At 67.2% G+C, this 25,631-nt stretch carries 25 protein-coding genes; 15 read left to right on the forward strand and 10 right to left on the reverse strand.

What is annotated here, in order from left to right; all coding sequences use genetic code 11:
• Window positions 1–112: 112 nt before the first annotated feature.
• Window positions 113–1,009, forward strand: a complete 897-nt coding sequence (locus tag DAT37_RS38375; RefSeq protein ID WP_109529948.1) for an SDR family NAD(P)-dependent oxidoreductase — start codon at window positions 113–115, stop codon at window positions 1,007–1,009.
• Between the two features lie 6 nt (window positions 1,010–1,015).
• On the opposite strand, the gene DAT37_RS38380 is transcribed toward DAT37_RS38375, so the two are convergent.
• Both DAT37_RS38380 and DAT37_RS38385 read right to left on the reverse strand, forming a co-directional pair.
• Complete coding sequence (locus DAT37_RS38380; RefSeq protein WP_157978892.1) at window positions 1,016–1,774, reverse strand: methyltransferase domain-containing protein; 759 nt, start codon at window positions 1,772–1,774, stop codon at window positions 1,016–1,018.
• Window positions 1,775–1,784: 10 nt separating this feature from the next.
• Entirely contained in the window at window positions 1,785–2,063 is a 279-nt protein-coding gene (locus DAT37_RS38385) for a cold-shock protein (RefSeq protein ID WP_198654648.1), read from the reverse strand.
• Between the two features lie 854 nt (window positions 2,064–2,917).
• Here DAT37_RS38385 and DAT37_RS38390 point away from each other — a divergent pair.
• The 3 genes from DAT37_RS38390 (at window position 2,918) to DAT37_RS38400 (ending at window position 5,397) form a co-directional block, all read left to right on the forward strand.
• Window positions 2,918–3,430, forward strand: coding sequence for a hypothetical protein (locus DAT37_RS38390; RefSeq protein ID WP_157978893.1), 513 nt, complete (start codon window positions 2,918–2,920; stop codon window positions 3,428–3,430).
• Window positions 3,431–3,705: 275 nt separating this feature from the next.
• Entirely contained in the window at window positions 3,706–4,365 is a 660-nt protein-coding gene (locus DAT37_RS38395; RefSeq protein WP_109529853.1) for a hypothetical protein, read from the forward strand.
• A gap of 237 nt (window positions 4,366–4,602) precedes the next feature.
• Complete coding sequence (locus DAT37_RS38400; protein WP_109529854.1) at window positions 4,603–5,397, forward strand: hypothetical protein; 795 nt, start codon at window positions 4,603–4,605, stop codon at window positions 5,395–5,397.
• Between the two features lie 407 nt (window positions 5,398–5,804).
• Here the strand turns inward: DAT37_RS38400 and DAT37_RS44520 are convergent, their stop codons facing one another.
• From DAT37_RS44520 to DAT37_RS38410, 3 genes are all read right to left on the reverse strand, one after another.
• Complete coding sequence (locus DAT37_RS44520; RefSeq protein WP_157978894.1) at window positions 5,805–5,981, reverse strand: hypothetical protein; 177 nt, start codon at window positions 5,979–5,981, stop codon at window positions 5,805–5,807.
• A gap of 527 nt (window positions 5,982–6,508) precedes the next feature.
• On the reverse strand, window positions 6,509–7,003 hold the full coding sequence (locus DAT37_RS38405; protein WP_109529855.1) for a DUF6764 family protein: 495 nt from the start codon (window positions 7,001–7,003) through the stop codon (window positions 6,509–6,511).
• A 718-nt stretch (window positions 7,004–7,721) separates the two neighbouring features.
• Window positions 7,722–8,051 carry a hypothetical protein gene (locus DAT37_RS38410; protein WP_157978895.1) on the reverse strand — a complete coding sequence of 110 codons (330 nt, stop codon included), beginning with the start codon at window positions 8,049–8,051 and terminating at the stop codon, window positions 7,722–7,724.
• A 377-nt stretch (window positions 8,052–8,428) separates the two neighbouring features.
• Here DAT37_RS38410 and DAT37_RS38420 point away from each other — a divergent pair, with 377 nt between their 5' ends.
• The 3 genes from DAT37_RS38420 to DAT37_RS38430 are packed head-to-tail and all read left to right on the forward strand — an operon-like array spanning window position 8,429 to window position 11,106.
• On the forward strand, window positions 8,429–9,349 hold the full coding sequence (locus tag DAT37_RS38420) for an ABC transporter substrate-binding protein (RefSeq protein WP_109529858.1): 921 nt from the start codon (window positions 8,429–8,431) through the stop codon (window positions 9,347–9,349).
• 3 nt (window positions 9,350–9,352) lie between these two features.
• Window positions 9,353–10,306, forward strand: coding sequence for an amino acid ABC transporter permease (locus DAT37_RS38425; protein WP_109529859.1), 954 nt, complete (start codon window positions 9,353–9,355; stop codon window positions 10,304–10,306).
• A 47-nt stretch (window positions 10,307–10,353) separates the two neighbouring features.
• Complete coding sequence (locus DAT37_RS38430; RefSeq protein ID WP_109529949.1) at window positions 10,354–11,106, forward strand: amino acid ABC transporter ATP-binding protein; 753 nt, start codon at window positions 10,354–10,356, stop codon at window positions 11,104–11,106.
• 83 nt (window positions 11,107–11,189) lie between these two features.
• Here DAT37_RS38430 and DAT37_RS38435 read toward each other — a convergent pair whose 3' ends face one another.
• The 3 genes from DAT37_RS38435 to DAT37_RS38445 form a co-directional block, all read right to left on the reverse strand.
• The gene (locus DAT37_RS38435; RefSeq protein WP_232840256.1) at window positions 11,190–11,729 is read right to left on the reverse strand and encodes a hypothetical protein; all 540 of its coding nucleotides are present in this window, start codon (window positions 11,727–11,729) and stop codon (window positions 11,190–11,192) included.
• A gap of 173 nt (window positions 11,730–11,902) precedes the next feature.
• Entirely contained in the window at window positions 11,903–12,586 is a 684-nt protein-coding gene (locus DAT37_RS38440; protein ID WP_109529860.1) for a respiratory nitrate reductase subunit gamma, read from the reverse strand.
• Between the two features lie 96 nt (window positions 12,587–12,682).
• Entirely contained in the window at window positions 12,683–13,582 is a 900-nt protein-coding gene (locus DAT37_RS38445; RefSeq protein ID WP_109529861.1) for a LysR family transcriptional regulator, read from the reverse strand.
• Window positions 13,583–13,653: 71 nt separating this feature from the next.
• Here DAT37_RS38445 and DAT37_RS38450 point away from each other — a divergent pair, with 71 nt between their 5' ends.
• The 4 genes from DAT37_RS38450 (at window position 13,654) to DAT37_RS38460 (ending at window position 16,456) form a co-directional block, all read left to right on the forward strand.
• The gene (locus DAT37_RS38450) at window positions 13,654–15,024 is read left to right on the forward strand and encodes an FAD-binding oxidoreductase (protein ID WP_109529951.1); all 1,371 of its coding nucleotides are present in this window, start codon (window positions 13,654–13,656) and stop codon (window positions 15,022–15,024) included.
• A 76-nt stretch (window positions 15,025–15,100) separates the two neighbouring features.
• The gene (locus tag DAT37_RS38455) at window positions 15,101–15,985 is read left to right on the forward strand and encodes an SPFH domain-containing protein (RefSeq protein ID WP_109529862.1); all 885 of its coding nucleotides are present in this window, start codon (window positions 15,101–15,103) and stop codon (window positions 15,983–15,985) included.
• A gap of 8 nt (window positions 15,986–15,993) precedes the next feature.
• On the forward strand, window positions 15,994–16,170 hold the full coding sequence (locus DAT37_RS45105; RefSeq protein WP_198654649.1) for a hypothetical protein: 177 nt from the start codon (window positions 15,994–15,996) through the stop codon (window positions 16,168–16,170).
• Window positions 16,171–16,255: 85 nt separating this feature from the next.
• The gene (locus DAT37_RS38460) at window positions 16,256–16,456 is read left to right on the forward strand and encodes a cold shock domain-containing protein (RefSeq protein ID WP_109529863.1); all 201 of its coding nucleotides are present in this window, start codon (window positions 16,256–16,258) and stop codon (window positions 16,454–16,456) included.
• Between the two features lie 172 nt (window positions 16,457–16,628).
• On the opposite strand, the gene DAT37_RS38465 is transcribed toward DAT37_RS38460, so the two are convergent.
• A complete protein-coding gene (locus DAT37_RS38465; RefSeq protein WP_109529864.1) occupies window positions 16,629–17,480 on the reverse strand; it encodes a class I SAM-dependent methyltransferase in 852 nt (283 codons plus the stop codon).
• A 294-nt stretch (window positions 17,481–17,774) separates the two neighbouring features.
• On the opposite strand from DAT37_RS38465, the gene rpsA reads away from it, so the two are divergent.
• Window positions 17,775–19,253 (forward strand): 30S ribosomal protein S1, encoded by a 1,479-nt coding sequence (gene rpsA, locus DAT37_RS38470; RefSeq protein ID WP_109529865.1) that lies wholly within the window; start codon window positions 17,775–17,777, stop codon window positions 19,251–19,253.
• Between the two features lie 128 nt (window positions 19,254–19,381).
• Complete coding sequence (locus DAT37_RS38475; RefSeq protein WP_109529866.1) at window positions 19,382–20,014, forward strand: TetR/AcrR family transcriptional regulator; 633 nt, start codon at window positions 19,382–19,384, stop codon at window positions 20,012–20,014.
• On the opposite strand, the gene DAT37_RS38480 is transcribed toward DAT37_RS38475, so the two are convergent.
• Entirely contained in the window at window positions 19,986–22,217 is a 2,232-nt protein-coding gene (locus tag DAT37_RS38480) for an MMPL family transporter (RefSeq protein ID WP_232840257.1), read from the reverse strand. The two genes, DAT37_RS38475 and DAT37_RS38480, sit on opposite strands and share 29 nt — an antisense overlap.
• 249 nt (window positions 22,218–22,466) lie before the next feature.
• On the opposite strand from DAT37_RS38480, the gene DAT37_RS38485 reads away from it, so the two are divergent.
• Entirely contained in the window at window positions 22,467–23,885 is a 1,419-nt protein-coding gene (locus DAT37_RS38485; protein WP_109529868.1) for an SPFH domain-containing protein, read from the forward strand.
• A gap of 150 nt (window positions 23,886–24,035) precedes the next feature.
• Window positions 24,036–25,574 (forward strand): phospholipase C, encoded by a 1,539-nt coding sequence (locus tag DAT37_RS38490; RefSeq protein WP_109529869.1) that lies wholly within the window; start codon window positions 24,036–24,038, stop codon window positions 25,572–25,574.
• The last annotated feature ends 57 nt before the right edge of the window (window positions 25,575–25,631 follow it).

The following is a 25,631-nucleotide window of genomic DNA, read 5'->3' on the forward strand; positions in this document are numbered from 1 at the left end:
AGCGATAGTGTCTGGACAACTGTCTGGAACAGTGTTCATATCGGGATCGTCGGTGAACGCCGTGTGCACTCCCTGTCCGAACGCTGCCGTGCGAATCGAGTGGAACGATCGAATGACTGGTCAAGGTGTGCTGTGGGGGCGCGGGGCAGTGGTGGTCGGCGGCAGTAGCGGCATCGGGTTCGCCGTCGCCGCCGCACTGGCCAAACAGGGCGCGGGGGTGGTCGTCAACGGACGTAACGAGGCCGCAGTCGAACGCGCGGCCAACGCGATCCGCATGTCGGGCAACCGCGTCGTCGGTGTCGCGGGCTCGGCGGCCGACGAGATCGTCGCGGACAAACTGGTGAGCACCTGCGCCGCCACCTTCGGCGCCGTCGACATCCTGGTCAATTGCGCGGGAGCGGCCGAACCGCCCGCCTCCTCGATACTCACCGTCAAACCCTGGGAATGGCGCGCGCTGCTCGATTCGCATCTGACGACGGTGTTCAACACCTGCCGCGCCGTCGCGCCGCGCATGGTCGAGCAGGGCCGAGGATCGATCATCAACACGAGTTCCTTCGCCTATCTCGGCGACTACGGCGGCACCGGGTACGCGGCGGGCAAGGGCGCGGTGACCAGCCTGACGCTGGCGATGGCCGCCGAACTACGCGAGTACGGCATCCGGGCCAATATCGTGTGTCCCGGCGCGAAGACCCGTCTGTCGTCCGGACTCGCCTACGAGGCGCGAATCCTGGACCTGTATCGCCGGGGCATTCTCGACGAGGTCGCGATGGGCGGCGCGCTCGATGCTCCGCCCGCCGAACACGTCGCGCAGCTCTACCTCTATCTGGCCTCGCAGAAGGCGGCCGATGTCACCGGCAGGATCTTCATCGGGGCGGGCGGTTTCATCGGGCGATTCAAGCGCCCCGAGACCGCCGTGCTCGGCTACCGCGACCACGCGGAATCCCCGCCGTGGAGTCTCGCGGAGCTGCACGACCTGATCGACGAGAACGCGGCGAACAAGGCCGGTTGACCCCGGTCAGCGGCGTCGGAACGCCCGCAGTCGACAGGGAATGCCGACATAGGTCGGATGGTGGGGAGCGACGCTGATCTCGGTCCATTCCCGCGTGAGGGTGGCATGGAAGCCTCGGGAGGCGGCGGTGGTCTCGTCCCCGGCGTAGATCAGCAGATCGCCGTCGTAGAAGTCCAGCGCGGTCTGGGCCATGGCCGATTCGCGCGGCGGGTGGACGAGCAGCAGTGCGCGCTCGGCGTGCAGGCAGGCGTCGGCGGTATTGCCGAACGCGACGTCGGTCCACATGTGGTCCCACGTCGCGGATTTGTTGTCCACCGCGATCACATCGGCCCCGGCCTGACGCAGTTGCCACGCCCAGTAGCCGCTGCCCGCGCCGATCTCGAGCAGATCGCGTCCCTCCGATACTTCGCGGATCCAGGAGATGTCGGCGGGGGAGGGTATCGACGACGCGTAGGTGCGTACCAGCAGATCGCGCACGGAATCGCTGAACGCGACGGCCCAGCGATCGCCCGGTTCGACACCCGCGCGCGGCATCACGCGCAGGAACCGCCAGTACGGGTCGTCCGCGGTGTGGTCGCCGACACCCTTGTCGGCGGGGGTTTCCGCGAGCCGGGGAAACGGCGCCGCTTCCCACTGCTCGATCAACTTCTGCTCGATGAGCGCCAGTCGTCGATCGACGGGTTCGGAATCCGGTGCGGGGCCGGTCGCCACATCGAGACCAGCCGTTCCCGGGAGTGTCACCGGATCCGGCACACCGGTGCGCACGGGCGCACGCTCACGCGCACCGCGCCTGCGCTGCCGCGGCTTCGTCGGTATCGGTGACCAGCGGTGCGGGTGTCGACTGGAATCGCACGCCGCTCGGCTGGACCTGTTGCGCCTGCGGGCCCTTCATGCCGACGACGACCCGGAAATCGACGGGGCAACCCTCCTCGATCAGATGACGGAACTCGTCGGGGATGTCCTTGCTCTCGACGAGCAGATCGGCGCTGCCGTCCGCGGCGGCGATGAAGCCGAAATGCTTGGTCTCGTCGAACCATTTCACCGTGCCCTGCATGAATACTCCTGACGTGTACAGAGACATGACTTCGGAAATCGGAGCGGTCTATCTGTGTTCGGGGGTAGTTCGCGTGGCTCACGGTCACGGATTGCTCAGGTGACCCGCACTCGGCCGATACGCCTACCGGCCTGTCGGTGACATCTCCTCGGACAACAGTTCCGAGTGTCGATCGAATCCCGTGGTGCAGCGTTGAAGGTACGCCATGTGCGAGCGGTGCCGCTGATCCCGGCACCGGAACGCGGCTGTGCTCGGATTCCGTCGGTATCGCATTCGGTGTGCCGGTCCTCTCGAATGTCGGCGGTGATCGTGGAACGAGTGCTCGTCAAGACGTCGATCGAGGTGGGGCGCGGTGTTACGCCCGGGGAGCGAATGGGGGAGCGCAGCGAGCAATCGCCTTGTGCGAGTCGCGATTTTCGGGATTCGAGTCTGTTCGGTCCGGTCGGCGTGGACCCGAGGGCTGATTCGAGCGCGCCCTCGCAAATCCGCGGAAACGGTTGCTGATAACCGACCGGTTGGCATGACGCAAAGCCTCGGCTACCGGAAGCAGTGTGCCGAAAAATTTGATTGATATCAATCCGGTAAATCCGTGATCTGCACGGATCTGCTCGCTAGAGTCCACGGCTATGACCGACGGATACGGCGATGCGTGCGATCACACCTTCGTGTGCGATCCATCGGCAACCGCGAGCCGTGGTCGTGGTGGCCGCTGTGTAACGGTGCGGCGCCCCTGTCGAAGAGTCAGAGCGATCGTGCATACGAAAACGGGAACCTCCTCCCGTCCGCCTCGGCGACGACCGATCCCGCGAGGCGATATCGCGGAGGTGTTCCCCGCAACTTCACGGAGGTACGGCATGAGAAGTGAACAGGTAGCCTGGGCCGATCTGCCGCCCATGTACGCCCCGCAGGCGCGCGAGCGCGCCACGTCGCAGGGGGACGCCGAATTCGCCGCCCGTCTCGACGGGCTGATCACCGCGTGGGAGTCGGGGAACGGCCGCCCGCTCCAATACCGTTCGCTGGTCGAAGCGCTGGCGCACAAGGGGCAGGTGACCTCCGCGTCCTATGTGTCGATGCTGCGTCGCGGGCACCGTCGTCATCCACGGCCCGAACTTGTCGAGGCGCTCGCCGAATTCTTCGACGCCGACGCGCACTGGCTCCGGACCGGAATTCGCCGGGGGGAGCGGCGCACCGATGTCAGTGCCGTCGCGACCGTCTCGCACTACCCGCTGCGGCGACTGCTGCTCGCGGCCATCGACCTGTCTTCACCGTCGTTGTCCATGCTCGCCGATCTGGCCGAGCGGATCCGGCCGGGCGACGCCGACCTGCCGACGCTCCGGCACACGGCCCGCCTGACCGACGTGTCGTAGCCGGACATCGCACGAGGTAGCAGGGGGTTCGAATACCGATTCGCGTCGTATCGCCGATTTCCGATCGGCCGTATAACTTGGGGTAAGCCAACTTTCGGTACGTGAGTATCCGCGTTTCCCGACGTTTGCTCGGGCCGATCACCTATTTCTCCCCGACGAGCCGTTCACTCGATATCTGCTGTGGTTTTGTCGTCGCTCGGAGCGGCCGGACCCGGCCGTGGACTGCGTCGGCCCGATGTCTCGGGCCGCAACCACGAAATCGAGAAGGATACTTCGTGATCGAAATCTCGCGTATCGCGTCGGTCGCTTGCGCTGTGGTCGCTGCGGTCGTACCGGTGACCGCGCACGCGGACGAATCCGTCGACCGTGACATCGAATACAAGATCACTTCGTCGGATCACGTTGTGAAAACCACACTTACGGGCGGGACCTTCGTCATCGACGACGACCACCGCACCTTCACGGTGCTCGATCGCGGCGGCGCGCCGGTCGTCCGCGTGCCGACCCGGTTCACGATGGGGGACAGGGAGGTGACGGCCGAACCCGCGCTCGGTGCGAACGGAACCGAATTGCGGTTGGTCGCCGGCGCGCCGAAGCCTTCCACCACGCCCGTTGTCGAAGCCGTCGCTTCTCCGCTCGAGGACAACGCCGCGTTGAACGAGTTCTCGACCCGGTTCGGTCTCGCCACCGCGATCGGCGCGATGGTCGGCAGTGCGGCCGGACTCGTCGTCGGATGTGTCTTCGGCATGCCGCTGTTCGGATTCGGATGCCTGGCAGGCGCGGCGGCGGGAGCGGGACTCGGTGGAATACTCGGAACGATCGCCGTCGGTGGTCCGGTTATGGTGGTGTCGGCGGTAGAGTTGCTCAACACGCTCAACGCTCCCGCTGGTTCGAGCAAATGGGCGCAGAACTATTATCTCCAACCGGCGAATTAGTCTGTCCGCCAACCCTCTCTGTCGGTAGCATGATCGCGCTGATATCGGGTGGCAACGGCGATTCGCCCTCGCACTTTCAGCGTTCGATCGACCTACCTCGTCGGAGCCGGTGGTTTGCTACCGAATTCCGAAGCGTTTCGCAGTGCCGCGCAGGGCGGTTCGGAGTGGCACGGGGTGAGGATGCACGGATATCGACCCACCAGATCCATTTTTTCGATGTATCAGAGAGGTTGAGTAATGCAGGGAAATCGTGACACGGCGGCCCGCCGGACATTGGCCGCTCGTGCGGCGGTCGTGGCGTTCGCCGGCGTGGCGCCGGTGCTCGCGCACTCCGTGGCGACGGCCGCGCCGATCGAGGGACCGGGCGCGGGCACCTCGTACCTGACATCCGGTGACGAATCGGCCTCCGCCCCGGACGGCGCGTACACCGCGATCGCCGAACAGGTGCTCGACGCGCAGACCGCGCGCAACGACCTCACCCACAAACGGCAGGGTCCGTCCGCGTTCGAGATGGTCCACGTCGACCCCGGCCAGCTGCGCGTCCCGGACATCTTCGCCATGGCGCCCCCCGTCGCTCCGATCGAAGCGCCGGAAGGCCAGGTCCGCATCGGGACCATGCAGGTCGGCGTGCCGGACTGGATTCCCGCCGAGCCCATCGATCAGGTCAACGACGCCGCGGCGGGCGCCGAGGCGGGCCTGGCCCAGGTGCTCGATTCGGCCGGTTTCGATCCCGGCCGCTCGGACCGCATCGCCGCGAACGTCCTCGGTTCGGCGGCTATCGGCGCGTCGGTCGGTTCGACATTGGCCAGCCCGATCGCCGCGCCGGGCGCGGTCATCGGTGCCGTCTCCGGTTTCGTCGCGGGCACCGTGTTCGCGCCCGCCGGATGGTTCGTGCTGACACCGGTCGGCGCCGCCATCGGATACGGCATGGTCGCGGCGCCGTTCATGCTCGTCGGCGCTGCGGCGGGCGCCGTCGTCGGCGCGGTCCAGGGGTATACCGACAACACGCCGGTGATGCCGCCCGTCCAGTAGTCGTTCCGCCGCAGGGCGGGACGTGGTCACTCCCGGGGTGTGCATCGAAATTGCGTCATATGAGGCATTGGGCGCTCCCGCGGTCGGGGACACGCCCGCACCTGCGGGACGGATTCTGAACAGTCGGCCCACGCGGCCTCGAAGGTGACCTTCGGCGCTGCTGGACCGATGCGTACACATCGGGTCATGCGCGCTTCTTCGAGCAGCAGCCGGTCCACGTACCTCCCCACCGTCCTGGGAGAAGTTCTCGCCGCTGGTCCGCCGGGTCGTGCTGGTGCCCGGTTCCGAGACCGGGGCACCACGATGGGACATGCAGACCTCCGAGAGTAAATGCGTTGCTGGACAGCTCGCACTTCACTCGGAGGTCTTCGCTACGCGGCCGGACACGCCGCGACCGACCTCTGTGGTCAGTACACCTGGGCCGTGCCGCGGCCGGTGTCGCGTTGCGGACGGGTTGTCCGCAACGGGCTGTCCGCGACCAGACCGGGGCCGTGTCGCAACCCGGGCCGGGCTGGGCTGGGCTGCCGTGTCGTCGCCCGGTCGGGCTGCCGTGTCGTCATCAGGTCGGGCTGCCGTGTCGTCATCAGGTCGGGCTGCCGCGTTGTCGCCGGGCTGGGCTGCCGCGTTGTCATCAGGTCGGGCTGCCGCGTTATCGCCGGGCCGGACCGCCGCGTCGTCGCCTGGTCGGCTGCCGTGTTGTCGTTGGACAGGGCTGTCGTGTCGTAGCCGGGTCGGGCTGCCGTGTTGTCGTTGGGCCGAGGCACTGCCGGGGCCGGGGTGATGCCACCGGGCAGAGCTGAGCCAGGGCCGAGCCTAGGGCGAGTCTGAGCCAGGCCCGAGTCGAGGTGGGCCGCTGGCGCTCGATCGGTTACCGGCTTCCGCGCACGTCGAGTTCCCGCTCGGCCGACGAACCGATCATCCGGTTCGTCGGTCACCGAGGAGGGAGTGCGGCGTCAGGCGTCCGCGACCGCCAGGTTTCAGGTAGGCATGCGTCGGTGCGTCGGTGCGTCGGTGCGTCGGTGCGTCGGTGCTCGACGTCCCAGCGCTCGACGCGTCGGTCGCTGACGCATCAGGTGCGTGAAATAACGACGTCACCAGAGACTTTCGGTACTTACCTGACCGACAGGCAGCCCTGCAAGGTTTGGAAATCTCCGGCGAATCCCACACCGCCGGTGCAGGTCGGTGCCGCTGTGCCGGGGACCGTCACCGTCGCGCCCGGTCCCGCGATACCGATGGCGAGTCCCGGCCGTACGCCGGCCGTCGTCACCGTCGCGCCGGGGCCGAGCGCGATCGCGGCGGGGCCGGACAGCATCGTCGACGTCGATGTCGCGACGCCGCCGTTCTGGGCGATAGCCAGTGACAGGCTCGTCGGGCCCGCGTCGGCCGAGGCATCCCCGCCCAATCCGTACGCGGCCGCGGCGCCGCCCGCGCTGGTGGCCGAACAGCTGGCTCCGTCGGCGTCTGTCGCGGTGGCGCTCGTGCCGGGGGCCGGACATGCCGCGGTCTCCGCGTTCGCGGTCGCGGTACCGAGTAGACACAGTCCGATCACCGTGGGGACGGCGGCGAATAACGCGGCCGCTCCTCGGCGGGTGAGGGAAGTATTCATCGCAACTCCTGCCCGCGACCCCGCCGGTCGACGGATCGGCCGATGCGGACCGCTCGCCCACGGCGATCGCGGGAACTCGATCATGCGGATTCGGTGTGCGCGCCGGCGCATCCCGGCGCTACACCATCCACGGTAACCCATTATTCGATGCAATTTCGATGCATCCGGTGAATCGAACCCGGACCAGAGGCCGGGCCGGAGCCGGGTATCGCTGTTCGGAACGAGCGAGACGGCCCGGCGCGACAGCGCTTCCGCCGGAAGTATCGGCGTCTCCGGTTTTCGGAAATTCGCTACTGCCCGAAACCGCGTCGGGCTACTATCTCCCGAGATGCTCACCCGGCTTGCCGTAGGTGAGCATCGCCATTTTCCGGATCCCCCGGGAGCGCCCACCCGGCCCCGGCGACGTGCCGCCGACAATCGACGACACCGGAGCTGTCACCTCGGTCCTTCCGTGAACGGTCGGCAGGCGGGTCCGCGCTCGTGTACGAGGAAATCCGTTCGGGTGATCCTCGGCTGACGGTGACGATCATGTATCGCCACCTACCCCACCTGCCTCGGAAGCCACGCCCCAGCGCCCCGGCCGGTTACCCGCCGATCGAAACCCCGATCCTCGAGGCGAACACCTCGGTGATCGGGCCGGGAGACACGGTCGAACTGTCCGACAGCGACACGCGCACCGACCGCGAGGGCGAACTCGCGACCGTCGAGCGCCGGGCCGTCAGTGCACGCGGGCGCGAATCGAATCGGCGTGCGCGCGCAACGCGGCGGGCAGGTCCGCCAGGTCGACGGTATCGGCGCGGTGTTCGATGACGCACGCCTGCGCCCATACCGCGAGGCTGTACCCGATACCCGCCCGTTCGAGCAGCAGCAGCGTGCGGGCCAGCGGGTCGATGCCGACGCGCACCGCGAGTTCGTCCAATGCCGCCGCGATCTGCGCACCGGTCCCGCTGTGGCGCGCCCGCCACCACAGATGCCTGCTCGCGGGCCACGTCAATTCCACCAAGCAGTCCAGCTGCTCGGCGGGATCGGATTCGGGCCGTGTGACCATCGGAAGCATTTTGTCCCGTGAGCCGTCGATACGTGCTCATCTTCGGGATCGCGCGGCGTTTCCTGTCCGATAACCGCTTCGGCGCGCCGCGTCCGATCGTCGTCGGCAGCCGATACCGAAGACCGGTCCGGTTACCATCCGGAAAACTCGTTCAGGGGGCGCACCGCTCGCCACGGACCCCGGTCCGCGCATCGAATATCACAAACGCGCTGGTCAGGCTGTGAGGTTCGGGGTTGCGCGGCACGGGTGCGGAGTTTCGGCCGCGCGACGACATGCAACGAGTTCGTGACGCTGTGGGCCCAGTGTCCAGCGCGAAGCGATTCGGTCGCCTACATTTCCGGAAACGGGTGGTGACACCCGGGTTTCCCTTATCCGAAATGTGGAGGGCTGCTGTGTCTGTTCGAACGGTTCTTGGCAGGAGCGCCCTACGGGCCGTATGCGTCGTGGCGGGTGGTGCGCTGATACTGACGGGCTGTAGCAACAACACCGAGGAATCCGGCCCGGCCGTTCCGAAGGTGTCGGTGGACAAGGTCGACGCGATCGCGGCGACACTTCCCGAGAAGATCACGCAGTCCGGCAAACTCGTCGTCGGTGTGAATGTCCCGTATCAGCCCAACGAGTACAAGGACGCAGACGGCAAGATCGTCGGATTCGACGTCGACCTGCTGGACGCCGTCGGCTCCGTCCTCGGTGTGAAGGTCGAATACGTCGAATCCGCGTTCGAGAAGATCATTCCGGCGATCCAGGCGGGCACCTACGACGTCGGCATGTCGTCGATCACCGATACCAAGGAACGTCAGCAGCAGGTCGATTTCACCGACTACTTCAAGGCGGGCGTCCAGTGGGCGCAGCAGATCGGCAAGCCGGTCGACCCGGACAACGCCTGCGGCAAGAAGGTCGCCGTGCAGGCCACCACCATCGAGCACACCGAAGAGGTGCCTGCCAAGAGCGACGCCTGCGTCGCCGCGGGTAAGCCCGCGATCGATATCAAACCGTTCGACGAGCAGAGCGCCGCGACCAACGCGCTGGTGCTCGGGCAGGTCGACGCGATGTCCGCCGATTCCCCGGTGACGGCGTACGCGATCAAGAAGAGCGACGGCAAGATCGAGGCCGCGGGTTCGGTGTTCGACTCCGCCCCCTACGGCTGGGCCGTTCCGAAGAATTCGCCGCTGGCGAAGGCGCTCCAGTCGGCTCTCAACCATCTGATCAAGAACGGCCAGTACAAGACCATTACCGAGAACTGGGGTGTGCAGGAGGGCGCGATCACCGAATCGGTCATCAACGGCGCCGAGAGCTGACCGATGTCGGATTCCGTGCCCGGCACCGCGTCCGGCGAACCCGGACGCGGTGCGGCCGGGGGCGAACCGGAACCGATCAGAGCGGTTCCGCTGCGCCACCCCGGCCGCTGGATCGCCGCCGCCGTCGTCCTCGTGCTGCTGGGACTGTTCCTCTACGGCGCCGCCACCAACGAGGCCTACCAGTGGAACACCTACGGCAAGTATCTGTTCGACACCAGGATCCTCGCGGGCGTGGTCGTCACCCTCGAGCTGACGGTGATCGCCATGGCCATCGCCGTCGTACTCGGAACGATCCTGTCGGTGATGCGGCTCTCGCCGAATCCGGTGCTGCGCTCGACCGCGTGGGTGTACCTGTGGATCTTCCGCGGTACGCCGGTCTACGTCCAGTTGGTGTTCTGGGGCCTGGTGCCCTCCCTGTACCGGCAGATCGCCCTCGGCATCCCGTTCGGCCCGCAGTTCTTCCATCTCGACGTGCAGGGGTTGCAGGCGGCCTTCGCCTTCGCCGTCCTCGGGCTCGGCCTGAACGAGGCCGCGTACATGGCCGAGATCGTGCGCGCCGGAATCAATTCCGTCGGTGAGGGGCAGCGCGAGGCGTCGACCGCGCTCGGCATGTCATGGACGCAGACCATGCGCCGCACGGTGTTGCCGCAGGCGATGCGGGTCATCATCCCGCCGACCGGCAACGAATTCATCGGCATGCTCAAGACCACATCGCTGGTGACCGCGATTCCGTTGAGTACGGACCTGTTCGGCCGTGCCCGCGATATCTACGGCGTGAACTTCCAGCCGATTCCGCTGCTCATGGTCACCGCCACCTGGTATCTGGTCATCACCAGCGTGCTGATGGTCGGGCAGTTCTACCTGGAGCGCTACTACTCGCGCGGAATATCGAGGCAGTTGACCGCCAAGCAATTGCAGCAATTGGCCGACGCGCGGGGTGTGGTGAATCCGAAATGAGTCCTGATCTCTCGAAGGGGGCGGAGGCCGGGGTCGACACTCCGCCGATGATTCTCGCCGACCGGGTGTGCAAGAGTTTCGGCGCGCTCCAGGTGCTCAACGGCATCTCGCTCGAGGTGGCGCGCGGCGAGGTGCTGTGCCTGATCGGGCCGTCCGGTTCGGGTAAGTCGACATTCCTGCGGTGTATCAACCATCTGGAGCGGGTCAACGCGGGACGGCTCTACGTCGACGGCGACCTGGTCGGCTACCGGGAGAAGGGCGACAAACTCTACGAACTGCATCCGCGCGTCGCCGCCGCGCAGCGCCGTGACATCGGCATGGTCTTCCAGCATTTCAATCTGTTCCCGCACCGGACGGCCCTGGAGAACATCATCGAGGCGCCGACGCAGGTCAAGAAGATTCGCAAGGCCGAAGCCGTCGCGCGGGCGAACGAATTGCTGGACCGGGTCGGTATGGGCGACAAGGCGAATGCCTATCCGGCGCAGCTCTCGGGCGGCCAGCAGCAGCGTGTCGCCATCGCGCGCGCCTTGGCGATGGATCCGAAATTGATGCTCTTCGACGAACCGACCTCGGCGCTGGATCCGGAACTGGTCGGCGAGGTACTCGAAGTGATGCGTGAACTCGCCCGCGACGGTATGACCATGGTGGTGGTGACCCACGAAATGGGTTTCGCGCGCGAGGTCGCCGACCGTCTGGTGTTCATGGACGGCGGTGTGGTCGTCGAGGCGGGCGTGCCCCGCGAGGTACTGGCCAACCCGGAACACGAACGCACGAAAGCGTTTCTCTCCCGACTGCTCTGAAAACTGCCCGGCGACAAGAGAATACGGCCGTGGGCCGGGTGCGCGACGGCGACCCGGCCCACAGCGTATCCGGTGCTACCGCATCACGGTCCGGGGACGAAGAGGAATCCCACCCCGGCGCCGATGACCGCGCCGATCGCGCAGCCGGCGATCGCGCCGACGACGAAGAACCAGATGCCGAGCGCGATGCCGATCAGACAGCCGATACCCGCGCCCGCGAGAACGGTGATCGGCCCGCCCACCTCGTGGGTACCGGGAATATCGCGCGAGAGCGGACCGCCGACCGGGGTCAGGCTCAACTGCGTGGCCGAGGCGTCGACGACGGGGGTGACCTCGAAACTCTGTCCCGCGTCCGTGCGCAATGTCGTCGGAATGCTGCCGACCACCGTGCCGTCGTCCGCGCGGACCTCGACCGCGTCGGGTGTCACGACGAACGTGCCGGAAGCCAACGAGACCAGCGCGCTCGAGTGGTCGGCGGCCAGATTCGCCGTGTAGGCGATCGGGCCGTCGGTCGCGTCGAAGGAGACATCGGCCAGACCGGCCTCTCCCTGTGCTGTCGCGGTCGCGATTCCGGTGGCGGCGATGGCCATGAACGCCGTCGTCACCAATTTCTTGATAAACATGGGTCTCCATTCCTTACCGTTGGACGTTCCCCGACGAACGGCACCGGACGATGCAGATGTGATCTTCACGGTGATCACGCGATTTCGAGTGCGGGTTCGCGGTATTCGCTGCCCCCGAATTCCGGTTTGTTTCGTCCCCCACGGGGAACGGCCTCCGGTTCGATCGAACCGTTCTATTTCTCGGCGACCGGAGACGAGTCGTCGCGCCCGGCGCGCGCCGGGCGCGGATTCCGGCGTATCCACCGCACCACCGGTCCGGCGAACATCCCGGAAAGCCGGGTGTAGGGCCAGATTCCGACGATGAGCAGCAGGATCAGGCCGCGCGCCTGGTAGATGAACGGCGCGTCCCTGATGGATTCGGTCTGCGGGTGCAGGGTGAACAGCGAGCGGACCCAGGCGAAGAGGGTTTCCGCGGTGCGATAGCGATCCCCGGTGGAATTCGGGTCGAACCGGACGATGATCCCCGAGAACAGGCCTGCCGCCAGCGCGGGCAAGGTGATCCGGTCGAGCGGGGTGACGCTCTCGCGCGGCGGCGCGGCGATCAGATCGGGCAGGAACAGCAGCACCGCGCCGGCCGACGCCGCCACGACACCCGCGCATTCCACGACGACCAGGGCGACGAACAGTCCGCCGACGGGATGGTTGTCGGGACCGGAGGTGAGCAGGTCGATCACCCGCGCGGCGATCACGAGCGCGAATCCGGTCCGGAACCCCGCCCGACCGAGGCCCTGCACATGATCGGTGTCGGGCGCGGCGGTGAAGGCGCGGAACCGATCGCGGCGGTACTGCCAGAGGTGGCCGATGACGAACGAGGCAAATGCCGTGTACGGCAGGATGATCCAGAGCTGCGGCAGCATCGTTCGCGATCACTTTCGGCATCGGGGGCAACGGCGCGCACCACTGTGTCAGGGCGCACGCCGCCCATCTAGGGGCCAATGACACCTACCCGGGAGTCAGCCCCCGTCTCGGCCGAACGCGGTACGCAACCGCCCGAGCAGAACCGCGGTCGCGGGGTTGCCCGGCCGTCCTCTGCGCCAGATCAGCGCGAGGCTGCCGCGCAGTTCGGGGTCGGTCACGCGCAGCGCGCGCACACCCGCCGCCGCGGCATCGGCCTCGGACAATCCGGGGACGACGGCCGTGCCGAGGCCGTGGGCCGCGAGCTGGAGCAGCAGCGCCGGTGTCGCGGCCTCGTAGGCGATCTCGGGCGTGAGACCGGCTGTGGCGCAAGCACGATCGAAGACGCCGCGAATTCCGGTGCCCGGTGGCAGGCAGATCAGTCGATGCCCGGCGAGTTCGGTCAGACCGATCGCCGCGCGGGACGCACCGTCGGCCGCGACCGCCGCGACGATCGGTGTCTCCAGCACGACGTCGACGCCGAGACCGGGATCGAGTTCGGCTCCGTCCAGTCCGATCACCGCGATATCCAGTTGCCCGTGCCGGACCGCGGCCACCATCTCCTCCGAGGTGTGTTCGGTAAGTCCGATGGCGACGCCGGGGTGATCCCGATGGAATTCCGCCAGCACCCGCGCGAGATCGATGATCTCTCCCGCCGCGCCGGAGACGAACCCGAGACGAACCCGACCTCGGAGCAGTCCGGTGAATTCGTCGACGGTGCGGGCCACCAGTTCGGCGGATTCGATCGCGGCCCTGGCGTGCGGGAGTACGGCGGCGCCGACCGGGGTGGGGGTGACTGTCCGCGCGCCGCGTTCGAGCAGTGGCTGGCCGAGTTCGCGTTCCAATCGGCGGATCTGGGAACTGAGGCCGGGCTGGGTCAGGTGCAGGCGCGCGGCGGCACGGGTGAAGTTCTTCTCCTCGACCACGGCGACGAAATACCCGAGCTGACGTAGTTCCATAACTGCTGATTATAGAAACGAGAAAAACTATCTGTTCGACTTCTGATTCTGGGCCGAGCATGGTCGGATACATGGGAGATAACACGGCACGAATCGACGATCTCGACATCGGCACCGGCCCGGTGTTCCGCCCGGGCGAGCCCGGATACGGCGACGACATCGCGGGTTTCCAGACCGCCTACACCCATCGTCCCGATCTCGTGGTCGGCGCCGCGACCGCCGAGGACGTACGGGCCGCCGTGGAATACGCGGCCGGGCGCGAACTTCCGGTCGCGGTGCAGGCAACCGGTCACGGGCTCTCGGTCGCGGCCGAGCGCGGTGTGGTGATCACCACCCACCGGATGACCGATATCCGCGTCGATCCGCGAACGCGAATCGCCCGGGTCGCGGCGGGGGTTCGGGCCGGTGCGCTGGTCGAGGCCGCGGCGCCGTACGGTCTCGCACCGCTCATCGGCTCCTCGCCGTCGGTCGGTGTGGTCGGATATCACCTCGGCGGCGGGATCGGTCTGCTGGCAAGGGAATTCGGCTACGCGGCCGATCGCGTCCGGCGTATCGAACTGGTCACCGCGGACGGCAGCGTGCGCACGCTCACCCCGGAGCACGAATTGTTCGCGGCGGTACTCGGTTCCGGCGGCAATTTCGGGGTGGTGACCGCGCTCGAGGTGCAGCTGCTGCCGGTGACCGAGGTGTACGGGGGTCGGCTCGTCTTCGATACGCCGCTGGTGGAGCCCGCGCTGCGCGCATGGCGGGAATGGACTGCGACGGTTCCGGATGAGCTGACCTCCACCGTGGCCCTGATGGCCTACCCCGATATCCCGCAGATTCCGCAGTCGCTGCGCGGCCGGTACGCGGCGTCGATCCGCGTCGCCTTCCACGGTGCCGAAGCCGACGGTGAACGACTGGTCGCCCCGTTGCGCGCGGTCGGCGAACGCGTCGAGGACAACCTGCGGACGATGCCCTACACCGAATCGCACACCATCCACTCCGATCCCGACCACCCGCACGCCTACGCCGCCACCAACGCGCTGCTCGGCGCGTTCACCGAGGAGACGGTGACGGCATTGCTGGCGACGGCGGGCCCGGACGGGCCGGTGCGGGCCGTGGTCGACATCCGCCACCTCGGTGGAGCGCTGCGTGACCGGGACGCCGCCGCGTCGATCGACCACCGCGACGCCGCCTACCTCGTTCGGGTCATCACGATGCACGCTCCCGGCGCGGGACCGGCGGTGCCCGAGGAACACGGGATCGTCCGCTCGGCACTGGCGCCGTGGACTATCGGCCACAACCTGAATTTCCTGTACGGCGCCGGATCGGGCGCAGACGAAGAGCAGACCCGAGCGGGCTACGACGCCGCGACCTACGACCGCCTCGCCGCGCTGAAGGCGAAGTACGACCCGCGCAACATGTTCCGGTTCAACCGCAATATCCGTCCCGCCGACTGAGCGCGCGCCCGTAGGTCTTGCCGTCGCGGCCGGATGCGCTATCGTAGTGATATCACTTTGATACCCGGAGGATGTCATGAAGCTCAGGTCCGCTTTCCACGTCAACGGTTTTCTCGTGCTGTTGGCCTGGTTGGTGCTCACCCTCTTCTTCGGCGCGGCGGCCGCCGTCGGCTATGTCGCCGCGGCGGACGGCGGGAATGTCCCCGCGCTGGTCGCCGCGATCGTGGCGACCGTCGTCGTGGTGGTGCTCCTGCTGCTGGCGACCGGGTTGACGGTGATCAACCCGAACGAGGCGAAGGTGGTGCAGTTCTTCGGGCGCTACATCGGTTCGGTGAGCGAACCGGGCTTCTACTCGGTCGTGCCCCTGACCGATCGCAAGAGCATCTCGCTGCGCGTGCGCAATTTCGAGACTCAGAAACTCAAGGTCAACGACGCGGACGGCAATCCGGTCGAAATCGCCGCGGTGGTCGTCTACCGCGTGGTCGACAGTTTCAAGGCGGCATTCGCCGTCGACGACTACGAGGAGTACGTCGAGACCCAGTCCGAGGCGGCGGTCCGTCATCTGGCGACGACCCACCCCTACGACGCGCACGACGCCGACCGCACCAGCCTGCGCGACGGCACCGAGGTGGCGGAGGAACTGACCGTCGAACTGCGCGAGCGCACCGAGCTGGCGGGTATCGAGGTGCTGGAGGCCCGCATCACCCACCTCGCCTACGCCCCGGAGATCGCCCAGGCGATGCTGGTGCGTCAGCAGGCCGCCCAGGTCGTCGCGGCCCGCACCCACATCGTGGAGGGCGCGGTCGGTATGGTCGGTCTCGCCCTGGATCGACTCACCGCACAGGGCGTCGTAGAACTCGACGAGGAGCGAAGGGCCGCAATGGTTTCCAATCTGCTGGTGGTGCTGTGTGGCGACCGCGCGACCCAGCCCGTCGTCAACGCCGGCACTCTCTACAACTGAGTCCCGGCATGGTCGAACGCAAGAAGCTACTGCTCCGTCTCGACCCGGCCGTCCACGAGGCCATGGCCAAGTGGGCGGCCGACGACTTGCGCAGCATCAACGCCCAGATCGAATTCGCGTTGCGCCTCGCGCTCGAACAGGCGGGACGCGCGCCGAGACGACGGGGCGATGACACCGCGACATGAGCGCGGCCAAATACCGCGTTTCCGGGGTGGGAGCGGGCAGGATGTACAGCGATCCACCAGCAATCCCCTACTTCAGGAGCGAGCGATGCAAGGCACTGTCAAATGGTTCAACGCGGACAAGGGCTTCGGCTTCATCGCCCCTGACGACGGAAGCGCGGATGTGTTCGTCCATTTCAGCGCCATCGGAGGCAGCGGTTTCCGCAGCCTCGATGATGAACAGCGCGTGGAATTCGAGGTGACACAGGGCCCGAAGGGTCCGCAGGCCGATAACGTCCGCCTGCTCTGATCTCGTCGGTCGATGCCACGGACTCGTGACAGCAGCGCCTGCCGGGTCCTGGCATTGCATTCGGCGAACGCGCCGACCAGCTGATCGTCGATCGTCCGTTCCCGACCGGGTCGGCCTCGGTGGTAATCCACTGGCAAATACCCACCCGGACACGTGAGCGGGGCGGATGCCGTCAGCCCGCCGGTTTGGTGCTGACGAAGATGGCGGTTCCGGGGAAGATCTCGCCGCGCAGCGGACTCCACTGCCCCCATTCCCGGTCGAGCCATTCCGGCCAGTCGGGTTCGACGATGTCCTCGACGACGAGACCGGCGGCGACGAGTTCCCTGACCCGATCTCCGATCGTGCGATGGTGCTCGACATAGGTCGGTGTGCCGTCCGCGTCCACCTCCACGTAGGGGGTGCGGTCGAAGTACGGGATGGCCGCGGTCAGCCCGGCCCGGCCCGGATCGTCGGGAAAGATCCAGCGCAGCGGGTGGTTCACCGAGAACACCCAGCGCCCGCCGGGGCGCAGCACCCTGGACACCTCGCGCATCACCCGGGCGGAATCGGCGACGAACGGAATGGCGCCGAAGGCCGAACAGGCGAGGTCGAAACTGGCGTCGGCGAAGGGCAGATCCTCGGCGCCCGCCTGGACCAGCGGCACCGTCGGCCCGCCGCGCGCCATCGCCGCGAGTCCGCGCTCCAGCATTCCGCGCGACAGGTCCAGGCCCACCGGCAGGCCGCCGTGTCCGGCCAGCCAACGCGAACAGGGCGCCGAACCGCATCCGATCTCCAGGATCCGCTTGCCCTCGATATCGCCGAGCAGGCGCATATCGCCCTCGTGCAGCCCCTCCGGACACCAGACGAACTCACCGCCGGGGGAGTCGACGCCGAGGAAGTCGGCGTGGGTCTCGTGGTACTGGATCGCGTCGGCGTCCCACCACCGGCGACTGGCGTGCTGACTGGCGGCGGAACCGATTCGTGTGCGCGCGGTTCCGGTGGTTCCCAGCAGTGCGTTTGCTTGCGCATGGCGATCTTCCGACACGCTGAAACCTTATCCCGGCGTGGCGTGCGGACCGGTTTGCCCGTGCCGACCACGGTCGCGTACGCTGAACCAGCGAGTGCCTTCTGTACTGGCGTACCGATGTAGTCGAGGGTGACGATCCACCGACGGCTACAGTGTAGTGAGTAACAGGGGGCCCGTGCTGGGTTTCACAGTGAGTGCAGTACGTGCGGTAGGTTCCCAATGTCCGTCGTCGCATCGTCGCGGTGATCTCGCAGCGTACCGAAAGTTCCAATGTCCGCAACCGACCACAATCCGTCCGGAGCAAACCGACACATGCCCACCACCGTCACCTCGCCGCAGGTAGCCGTCAACGACATCGGCTCCGCCGAGGACTTCCTCGCCGCCATCGATGCCACGATCAAGTACTTCAACGACGGCGACATCGTTGAGGGAACCATCGTCAAGGTCGACCGCGACGAGGTCCTGCTCGACATCGGTTACAAGACCGAAGGCGTCATCCCCTCCCGCGAACTCTCCATCAAACACGATGTCGACCCGAACGAGGTCGTTTCCGTGGGTGATGAGGTGGAGGCCCTCGTCCTCACCAAGGAGGACAAGGAAGGCCGCCTGATCCTGTCGAAGAAACGGGCGCAGTACGAGCGCGCGTGGGGCACGATCGAGGAGCTCAAGGAGAAGGACGAGGCCGTCAAGGGCACCGTCATCGAGGTCGTCAAGGGCGGCCTGATCCTGGACATCGGTCTGCGCGGCTTCCTCCCGGCGTCGCTCGTCGAGATGCGCCGTGTCCGCGACCTCCAGCCGTACGTCGGCAAGGAGATCGAGGCCAAGATCATCGAGCTGGACAAGAACCGCAACAACGTGGTCCTGTCCCGCCGCGCGTGGCTGGAGCAGACCCAGTCCGAGGTGCGCTCCGAGTTCCTGCACCAGCTGCAGAAGGGCCAGGTCCGCAAGGGTGTGGTCTCCTCGATCGTCAACTTCGGCGCCTTCGTCGATCTGGGCGGCGTGGACGGCCTGGTGCACGTCTCCGAGCTGTCCTGGAAGCACATCGACCACCCCTCCGAGGTCGTCGAGGTCGGCAACGAGGTCACCGTCGAGGTTCTCGACGTCGATCTGGATCGCGAGCGGGTTTCGCTGTCGCTCAAGGCGACCCAGGAAGATCCGTGGCGTCAGTTCGCCCGCACCCACGCGATCGGCCAGATCGTTCCGGGCAAGGTCACCAAGCTGGTTCCGTTCGGTGCGTTCGTGCGCGTCGAAGAGGGCATCGAGGGCCTGGTGCACATCTCCGAGCTGGCCGAGCGCCACGTCGAGGTTCCGGACCAGGTCGTCGCCGTCGGTGACGACGCGATGGTCAAGGTCATCGACATCGACCTCGAGCGTCGCCGGATCTCGCTGTCGCTGAAGCAGGCGAACGAGGACTACCACGCCGAGTTCGACCCGTCGAAGTACGGCATGGCCGACAGCTACGACGACCAGGGCAACTACATCTTCCCCGAGGGCTTCGATCCCGACACCAACGAATGGTTGGACGGCTTCGACAAGCAGCGCGAAGAGTGGGAAGGCCGTTACGCCGAGGCGGAGCGTCGTCACAAGATGCACACCGCGCAGATGGAGAAGATGGCGGCCGACGCCGCGGCCGAGGCCGCGAACGGTGGCGGTTCGTCCAACTACTCCTCCGAGAGCGGTGGCGGCGCGCAGTCGTCGTCCTCCTCCAGCCCGGCCGAGTCCGCAGGCGGTTCGCTGGCCAGCGACGCCCAGCTCGCGGCCCTGCGGGAGAAGCTCTCCGGCAACGCCTGATTCGAGTAGTAGACACCACGGCGGAAGGCCCCGGTCCATACGGACCGGGGCCTTCCCCGCGTCCCGGCACCTTCCCGCCACCGCGATCGGGACCGTTGCCGCATGTCGGGCGGGTACCCTGAGCTGCGATGTCCGATGTCAGCGTGGAGTCCTCGGCGGGCGTGTGGGAGCGCAGGAAGCGCGAGGCGATGAGCCGTATCCAGGCGGTGGCGCTGGATCTGTTCGAGGAATACGGCTACCGGGCGGTGACGATCGAGCGGATCGCCAGCGAGGCCGGGGTGTCGGCCAGTTCGGTGTACCGGTATTTCGGCGTCAAGGAGATGCTGGTCCTCTACGACGAACACGATCTGCGGATTCTGGAGGCGATCAGGGACAGCGGCGGCGGCGAACCGATGCCGCCCGGCGAACTGATCGCGGCGGCCAGGCTACTGGCGCCGATGCTGATCGAATCGATGCTGACGCGCGAGACCGAACTGCGGCTGCGTAGGCGGATGCGCTACGTGGCGACCATTCCGGAGATCGCCGACGCGCAGAACCGGCAGATGCGGGATCTGGAATCGCAGATCGTCGCGTTGTTCGCCGAGCGCACCGGCGGCGATCCGAACGATCTGCGGCTGTGTGTCGCGGCGGCCACCGGTGTCTGGGGGATCATGGCCGCGCTGAATCATTGGACGACAGCGGATTTCGTTCGCCCGCTGCGTGAGGTCTACACCGAGGCGGTCGACGCGGTCGTCAGTGCGATCGAACGGATTCTTCTCTAGCGGAACCGAATCGCGGCAACCACCAATTCCAACGCCCGAACAGTTGCATGAACGCGGGCACCAGCACCAGGCGCACGATCAGCGCGTCGATCGCGATCGCCACCGCGAGCGCGAATCCGATCTGCTGGAGTTCCAGCACATCCGCGGTGACGAAACTGGCGAACACCGCGACCATGATCGCCGCGGCGGCCGTGATGGGCCGGGCGGTGCGCTGCAACCCCTCGGCGACAGCGGCGGCGTTGTCCGGATTCCGGTCCCACGCCTCCTTCATCCGCCGGATCAGGAACACCTCGTAATCCATGGACAGGCCGAACAATACGGCGAACACCAGCATCGGTAGATAGACCTGGAGGAATCCGGTGCTCTCGAAACCGAGCAGTGATTCACCGATGCCGTGCTGGAAGACCGCGACCGTGATTCCCAGTGCCGCACCGGTAGCCAGCAGATTCAGCAGAATCGCCTTGAACGCCAGCACGATACTGCGGAACGCGAACACGAGGAACGCCAGCGAGACCGTCAGCACCAGTCCGATCACCAGGAACAGTCGATCGGTGATGCGTTCGGAGACGTCGGCGAAGGTGGCGGAGGTGCCGCCGATGTGGATCTGCGCGCCGGTGACCTCGTCGGCCTCGGCACGGATGTCGGCGGTCAGTTCGGCGACGGCGGTCGAGTCGAAGGTGTCGCGTGGCACGACGGTGGCCAGAACGCGCCCGTCCGCCTGTTGCGGGATGACCCGGATGACCCGTTCGTCCGCGGCGAGCCCGTCGATGAACGTCGCGACCCCGGTCGAGGCCGACGCGGCGAGTGGGCCGTCGTCGGGACCGGTCGCGACGAGAGTGATCGGCCCGAGTAGTCCCGGCCCGAAATTGTCCTCGACGAGGGTGGTGGCCCGGCCGCTCGGCCGCTCGGCGAGCGAACCGATACCCATGTCGACGCCGTACTGGATACCGGTGATCGGGAACGCGGCCAACAGCAGCGTGCCGACACCCAGCGCGCCGAAGAGCACAGGTCTGCCCATCACCAGGCGCGCCCACCGCGCCCAGTTGTTCGACGCTGTCGCCGAACGGGTCTCGGCCGGTCGTAGCCGTGCGGGCAGCGCGCCGCGATTGATCGCGGGCCCGAGTACCGCGAGGAGGGCGGGCAGCAGTGTGAAGGCGGCGGCGAGCGTGGCGACGACCGCGGTGACCACGCCGATCGCGATTCCGGTGAGCATCGGCAACCCGACCACCGCGAGCGAGCACAGCGAGATCATGACGATGATGCCCGACGCGAGCACCGTGCGGCCGGTGGTGTCGAGGGCGACGCCGATCGCGGCCTCGATTTCGGCTCGCGCCCTGCGATCCCCGATGCCGCGGCGGGTCGATTCCTCGTTGAACCTGCTGACGATGAACATCGCGTAGTCGATGGCGGTGCCGGTGGCGATCATGGTCGCCACCGAGAGCACCAGCGAATCGAAGGTGAGGAAGGTGGTGAGTCCGAACAGGACCCCCACACCGACCGCGATTCCGGCGACGGTGACGGTGATCGGGATCGTGGCGGCGACCGCCGCGCCCAACGCGAGAACCAGCACCGCCGCCGCGACCGGCAGGCCGATCCCCTCGGCACGCTGCATATCGGCGGTCTCGATCGCCATCAGGTCGGCCTGGATCGGCGCGTAGCCGGTGATCGACGCTTCGATCCCGCCGCCGCTGATACCCGGTTGGGAGCCCAAGGCGGATTGCACACGGATCGCGACATCGACCCGCTCGGCCATCGACCCGTTCAGGCCGACGATGCCGAAGGCCGTATGCCCGTCCTCGGAGATCTGGATCGAGGGGACCCCGTCGAAGGGTCCGACCACCCCGGCGACGCCCTCGGTCGCGCGTGTGGTGGCGAGGGCGGAATCGACGGCGGCTCGGAATTCTGGTGCGTCGGCGCGGTATCGGTCGGAATGGAAGACGATGACGTCCTGTTCCGCACCCATCTGCGAGAAATGTTCGGCGGCAAGCTGTTCGACGCGGTTCGAGCCCGATCCGGGCACCGTGTAGTCCGGTGCGCCGAGGCGATCGTGCAGCGCCGGGTAGCCGGCGCCGCAGAGCAGGACCAGCAGTATCCAGCCGCCGAGCACGATCCGGCGATGCCGGGCCATGAACTCACCCCACCGGCCGACCGCCCCCGGTCGAGTCGCCGGTTGCGGTCGTTCCACGGTGGCGTGCGTTGTCATCGGCCCTCCCGGGGTCACTACCTGAAAGTCACTATCAGGTTTTCCCAGTCTAGGAACTCCGGCGAGGGAGACGCAAGGGCGATGCCCGGATGGATCGGTCGCGGCCGGAGCGACCATGAAGGTCGAGATCACCGACGACCACGGGTGGATCGGGGCGGTTCTCCGGGAGTGAGGTGCGGTTCGCGCTCGAATACGGACCGACCGCATAAAGATTCGCGCGCGCGGGATTCGGCGGTAGTCTCCACCGGCATGGGCTCCAATTCGGGCAAGAACTCCTATCTCGACCAGGTCGTGGCGCAACAGGCCGCGCTGGAGGACGATCTGCGCACGCGCAAACCCGCCCCGGCCGCGGCCTCGATGCCGCCGCCACCCGGCGCACCGGCACCGCGAGGCGCGATGGCGAAGCGGGCCGAGGCGATCGGCCCGAGCACACCGGGCTCGGGCCCCGGTCCGGTCGAGGTCAGGGTCACCGGTTTCTGGCGTCGGCGCACCGTCCTGGTTCCGCCGAATGCCTTTGTCGTGCATACCCGTCGGGGCCGCGGCGAACCGCTGCACATCGGATTGGGCGTGTCCTTCCGGTTCAATCCGGCCACCGATTCCTATCTCGTCGTGCCCGGCGCGATGCAGACGATTCTGATCAACGCCTACTGCATATGCGGCGAACTCCAGGGTGTCCTCGTCCAGGGATACGTGCAGTGGATCATCGAGGATTTCGGCACCGCCTACCGAAAACTGGATTTCTCCGACGCCGAGGATCCCATGCGGCTGGTCAACATCCAGTTGCGCGAACAGGCGGAGGCCGCGATCAAGGACAAGGTCTCCACCATGGGCGTGCGTGACGTGCTCAGCGATAAGCAGCCCATCATCGAGGAGTTGACCGCACGGCTGCGCGCGGTCGCCGAGGGCGCGGCGGACGCGGCCGACGGACGCGGCGATCACGGGTTGGGGCTGCGCATCGTCACCGTGCAGATCAAAGAGGCCGTGGTGAGCTCGTCGACGCTGTGGGAGAACTTGCAGAAGCCCTATCGCAGTGAACAGAACCAGATCGCCCGCCTCGCGGAACTGGCCGCGCAGGAGGTGATCTCGGCGCGGGAAACCGCCGCGCACCGCACGGCGGAGGAACGGCGCATCGAGAACGAACGCGAACTCGCCGATCTGCGGGCCGGACACGAGGCGTCGCGTTTCGACAGGGAGACCGCCGAACAGCTGCGCCGCACCACCCGCGAACACGACGATCAGCGCACGGTCGCCGATCTGGCCGCCGAGACGGCGCTGCACGCGCTGCGCCTCGAGCGCGAGCAGCACGCCGAACAGGCCGAGAACCTGCGCAGGCGCCAGGAATTGCGCCGCGAGGAACTGGACGGCGAACTGTCGCTCGCCGCCGCGCGTCGGCGCGCCGCGCACGAAGGAGAACTGCTCGACCTGGAACGCGATCGGGTCCGCGTCAGCACCGCCAACGAGCAGAACAGCACCAATATCCAGGCCAGACTGATCGACAACCTGCCGCAGATCGTGTCGCAGCTCCCCGCCCCCGCCGAACTCAAGACCTACCAAGTCGGTGGCGACCTGTCCGGCCTGGCGCCCCTGCTCGCCCAGATATCCGGTCTGCTGAAGGCATGGACCGCGACGGACGGTCAGGGGGAGACGCGCGACCGGCTTTCCTCCTGACGCCTGCCGATCTTCGGTCGAAGGCGGGACGACGCCGTCGGTTCGGCGCTGCGCCGCAGGTGGCGGTGGTAACGCCGCGCCGCGCGTCGGGTAGGGTCTGCGCCGATCGTGAACCTGGCTAGGACATTCCGGCAGAAGGGTTGACCGAACATGGGCGCATCGGGTCCGTTCGGCGGTCTCGACCGTAGGCGCTTCCTGACGAAGGCGATGGCGGCCGGTGCGGTGGGTGCGCTGGCGTCGTGGGCGAATCCGATCATCGAACGCGCCCATGCCGCCGATCCGGCGGGGCAGGGCGGGCTGGGCGATATCGAGCATTTCGTCCTGCTGATGCAGGAGAACCGTTCCTTCGACCACTATTTCGGCGCGTTCTCCGGCGTGCGCGGTTTCGGCGAGGCGTCCACCGCCTGGCAGCAGTACGGGTGGACGCCCGGAATCGGTCCCGCCCCGGACGGTTTCGTGAATCCGTTCCGTCTCGACACCACGCGCGGGCCCACACTGGACGGCGAATGCGTCAACGATCCCGACCACAGCTGGGGCGGCATGCACCGGGCGTGGAACGGCGGCGCGAACGACCGGTGGATGCCGATGTCGATCGACAGCGTCGGACCGGCCAACGCCCCCGCCGCCATGGGGTATTACCTGCGAGAAGACATTCCGATCCATCACGAACTCGCGGACGCGTTCACCCTGTGCGACAACTACCACTGCTCGGTCCTCGGCCCCACCGACCCGAACCGGCTGTACTGGATCGGCGCGACCATCGACCCCGACGGCGTCGCGGGCGGTCCGCTCGTCGAAACGCCGCTGTTGCTCCCGCGTCATGTCTACAGCTGGCGGACCTACCCGGAGAACCTGTCCGAGGCAGGTGTGGACTGGAAGATCTACAACAATCGCGACTTCGGTCCGCTCGCCTCGGTGCTGCTGGACGGGATGATCGGCTGTTTCACCCAGTCCTCGGACCCGGATTCGGAACTCGCGCGGCGGGGGACGGCCCCGACATACCCGAACGATTTCCGGGACGATGTCGCCGCCGACCGGCTGCCCGCCGTCTCCTGGGTGGTTCCGTCGGTGCTCACCTGCGAACATCCCGCGCTGCCCGCCGCGTTCGGCGCTTTCGGCATCGTCCAACTGCTCGACATCCTCACGTCCAATCCGGCGGTGTGGGAGAAGACCGCGCTCATCGTGACCTATGACGAGAACGGCGGGTTCTTCGACCACGTCACCCCGCCGACCGCGCCACCGGGAACGCCGGGGGAGTTCCTCACGGTTCCTTTGGACCGGGTGTCGTCGTCCGCGGGTATCGCGGGGCCGATCGGACTGGGCTATCGCGTTCCCGGCCTTGTCATCTCGCCCTACAGTCGCGGCGGCCTCGTCGCCTCGGAGACGTTCGACCACACCTCGCAGTTACGACTGCTCGAAACCAGGTTCGGCGTGGAGGTGCCGAACCTGACGGCGTGGCGACGTGGCGTCACGGGGGATATGACATCGGCCTTCGACTTCGGAGCCGCGCCGGATCCGGCGTCCCCGCTACTGACCGATCCCGGACCGAGAATCGGCGCGGCCGCGGCGCAGTGCGGTCCGAATGTCGCGCTCGGCACCGCGAATCTCGGCATTCCCTACCCGGTTCCGCCCAACGCGATGCCCGAGCAGCGGCCGGGTGCGCGCCGGAGCCCGAGTGGACCGGTGTGACACACCCCGGACATGCGACAGTGGCCCGACCCGGAGCGGGTGGGGCCACTGCCCGAA

The sequence above is a fragment of the Nocardia aurea genome, assembly GCF_003123685.1.
Lineage (GTDB): Bacteria > Actinomycetota > Actinomycetes > Mycobacteriales > Mycobacteriaceae > Nocardia > Nocardia aurea.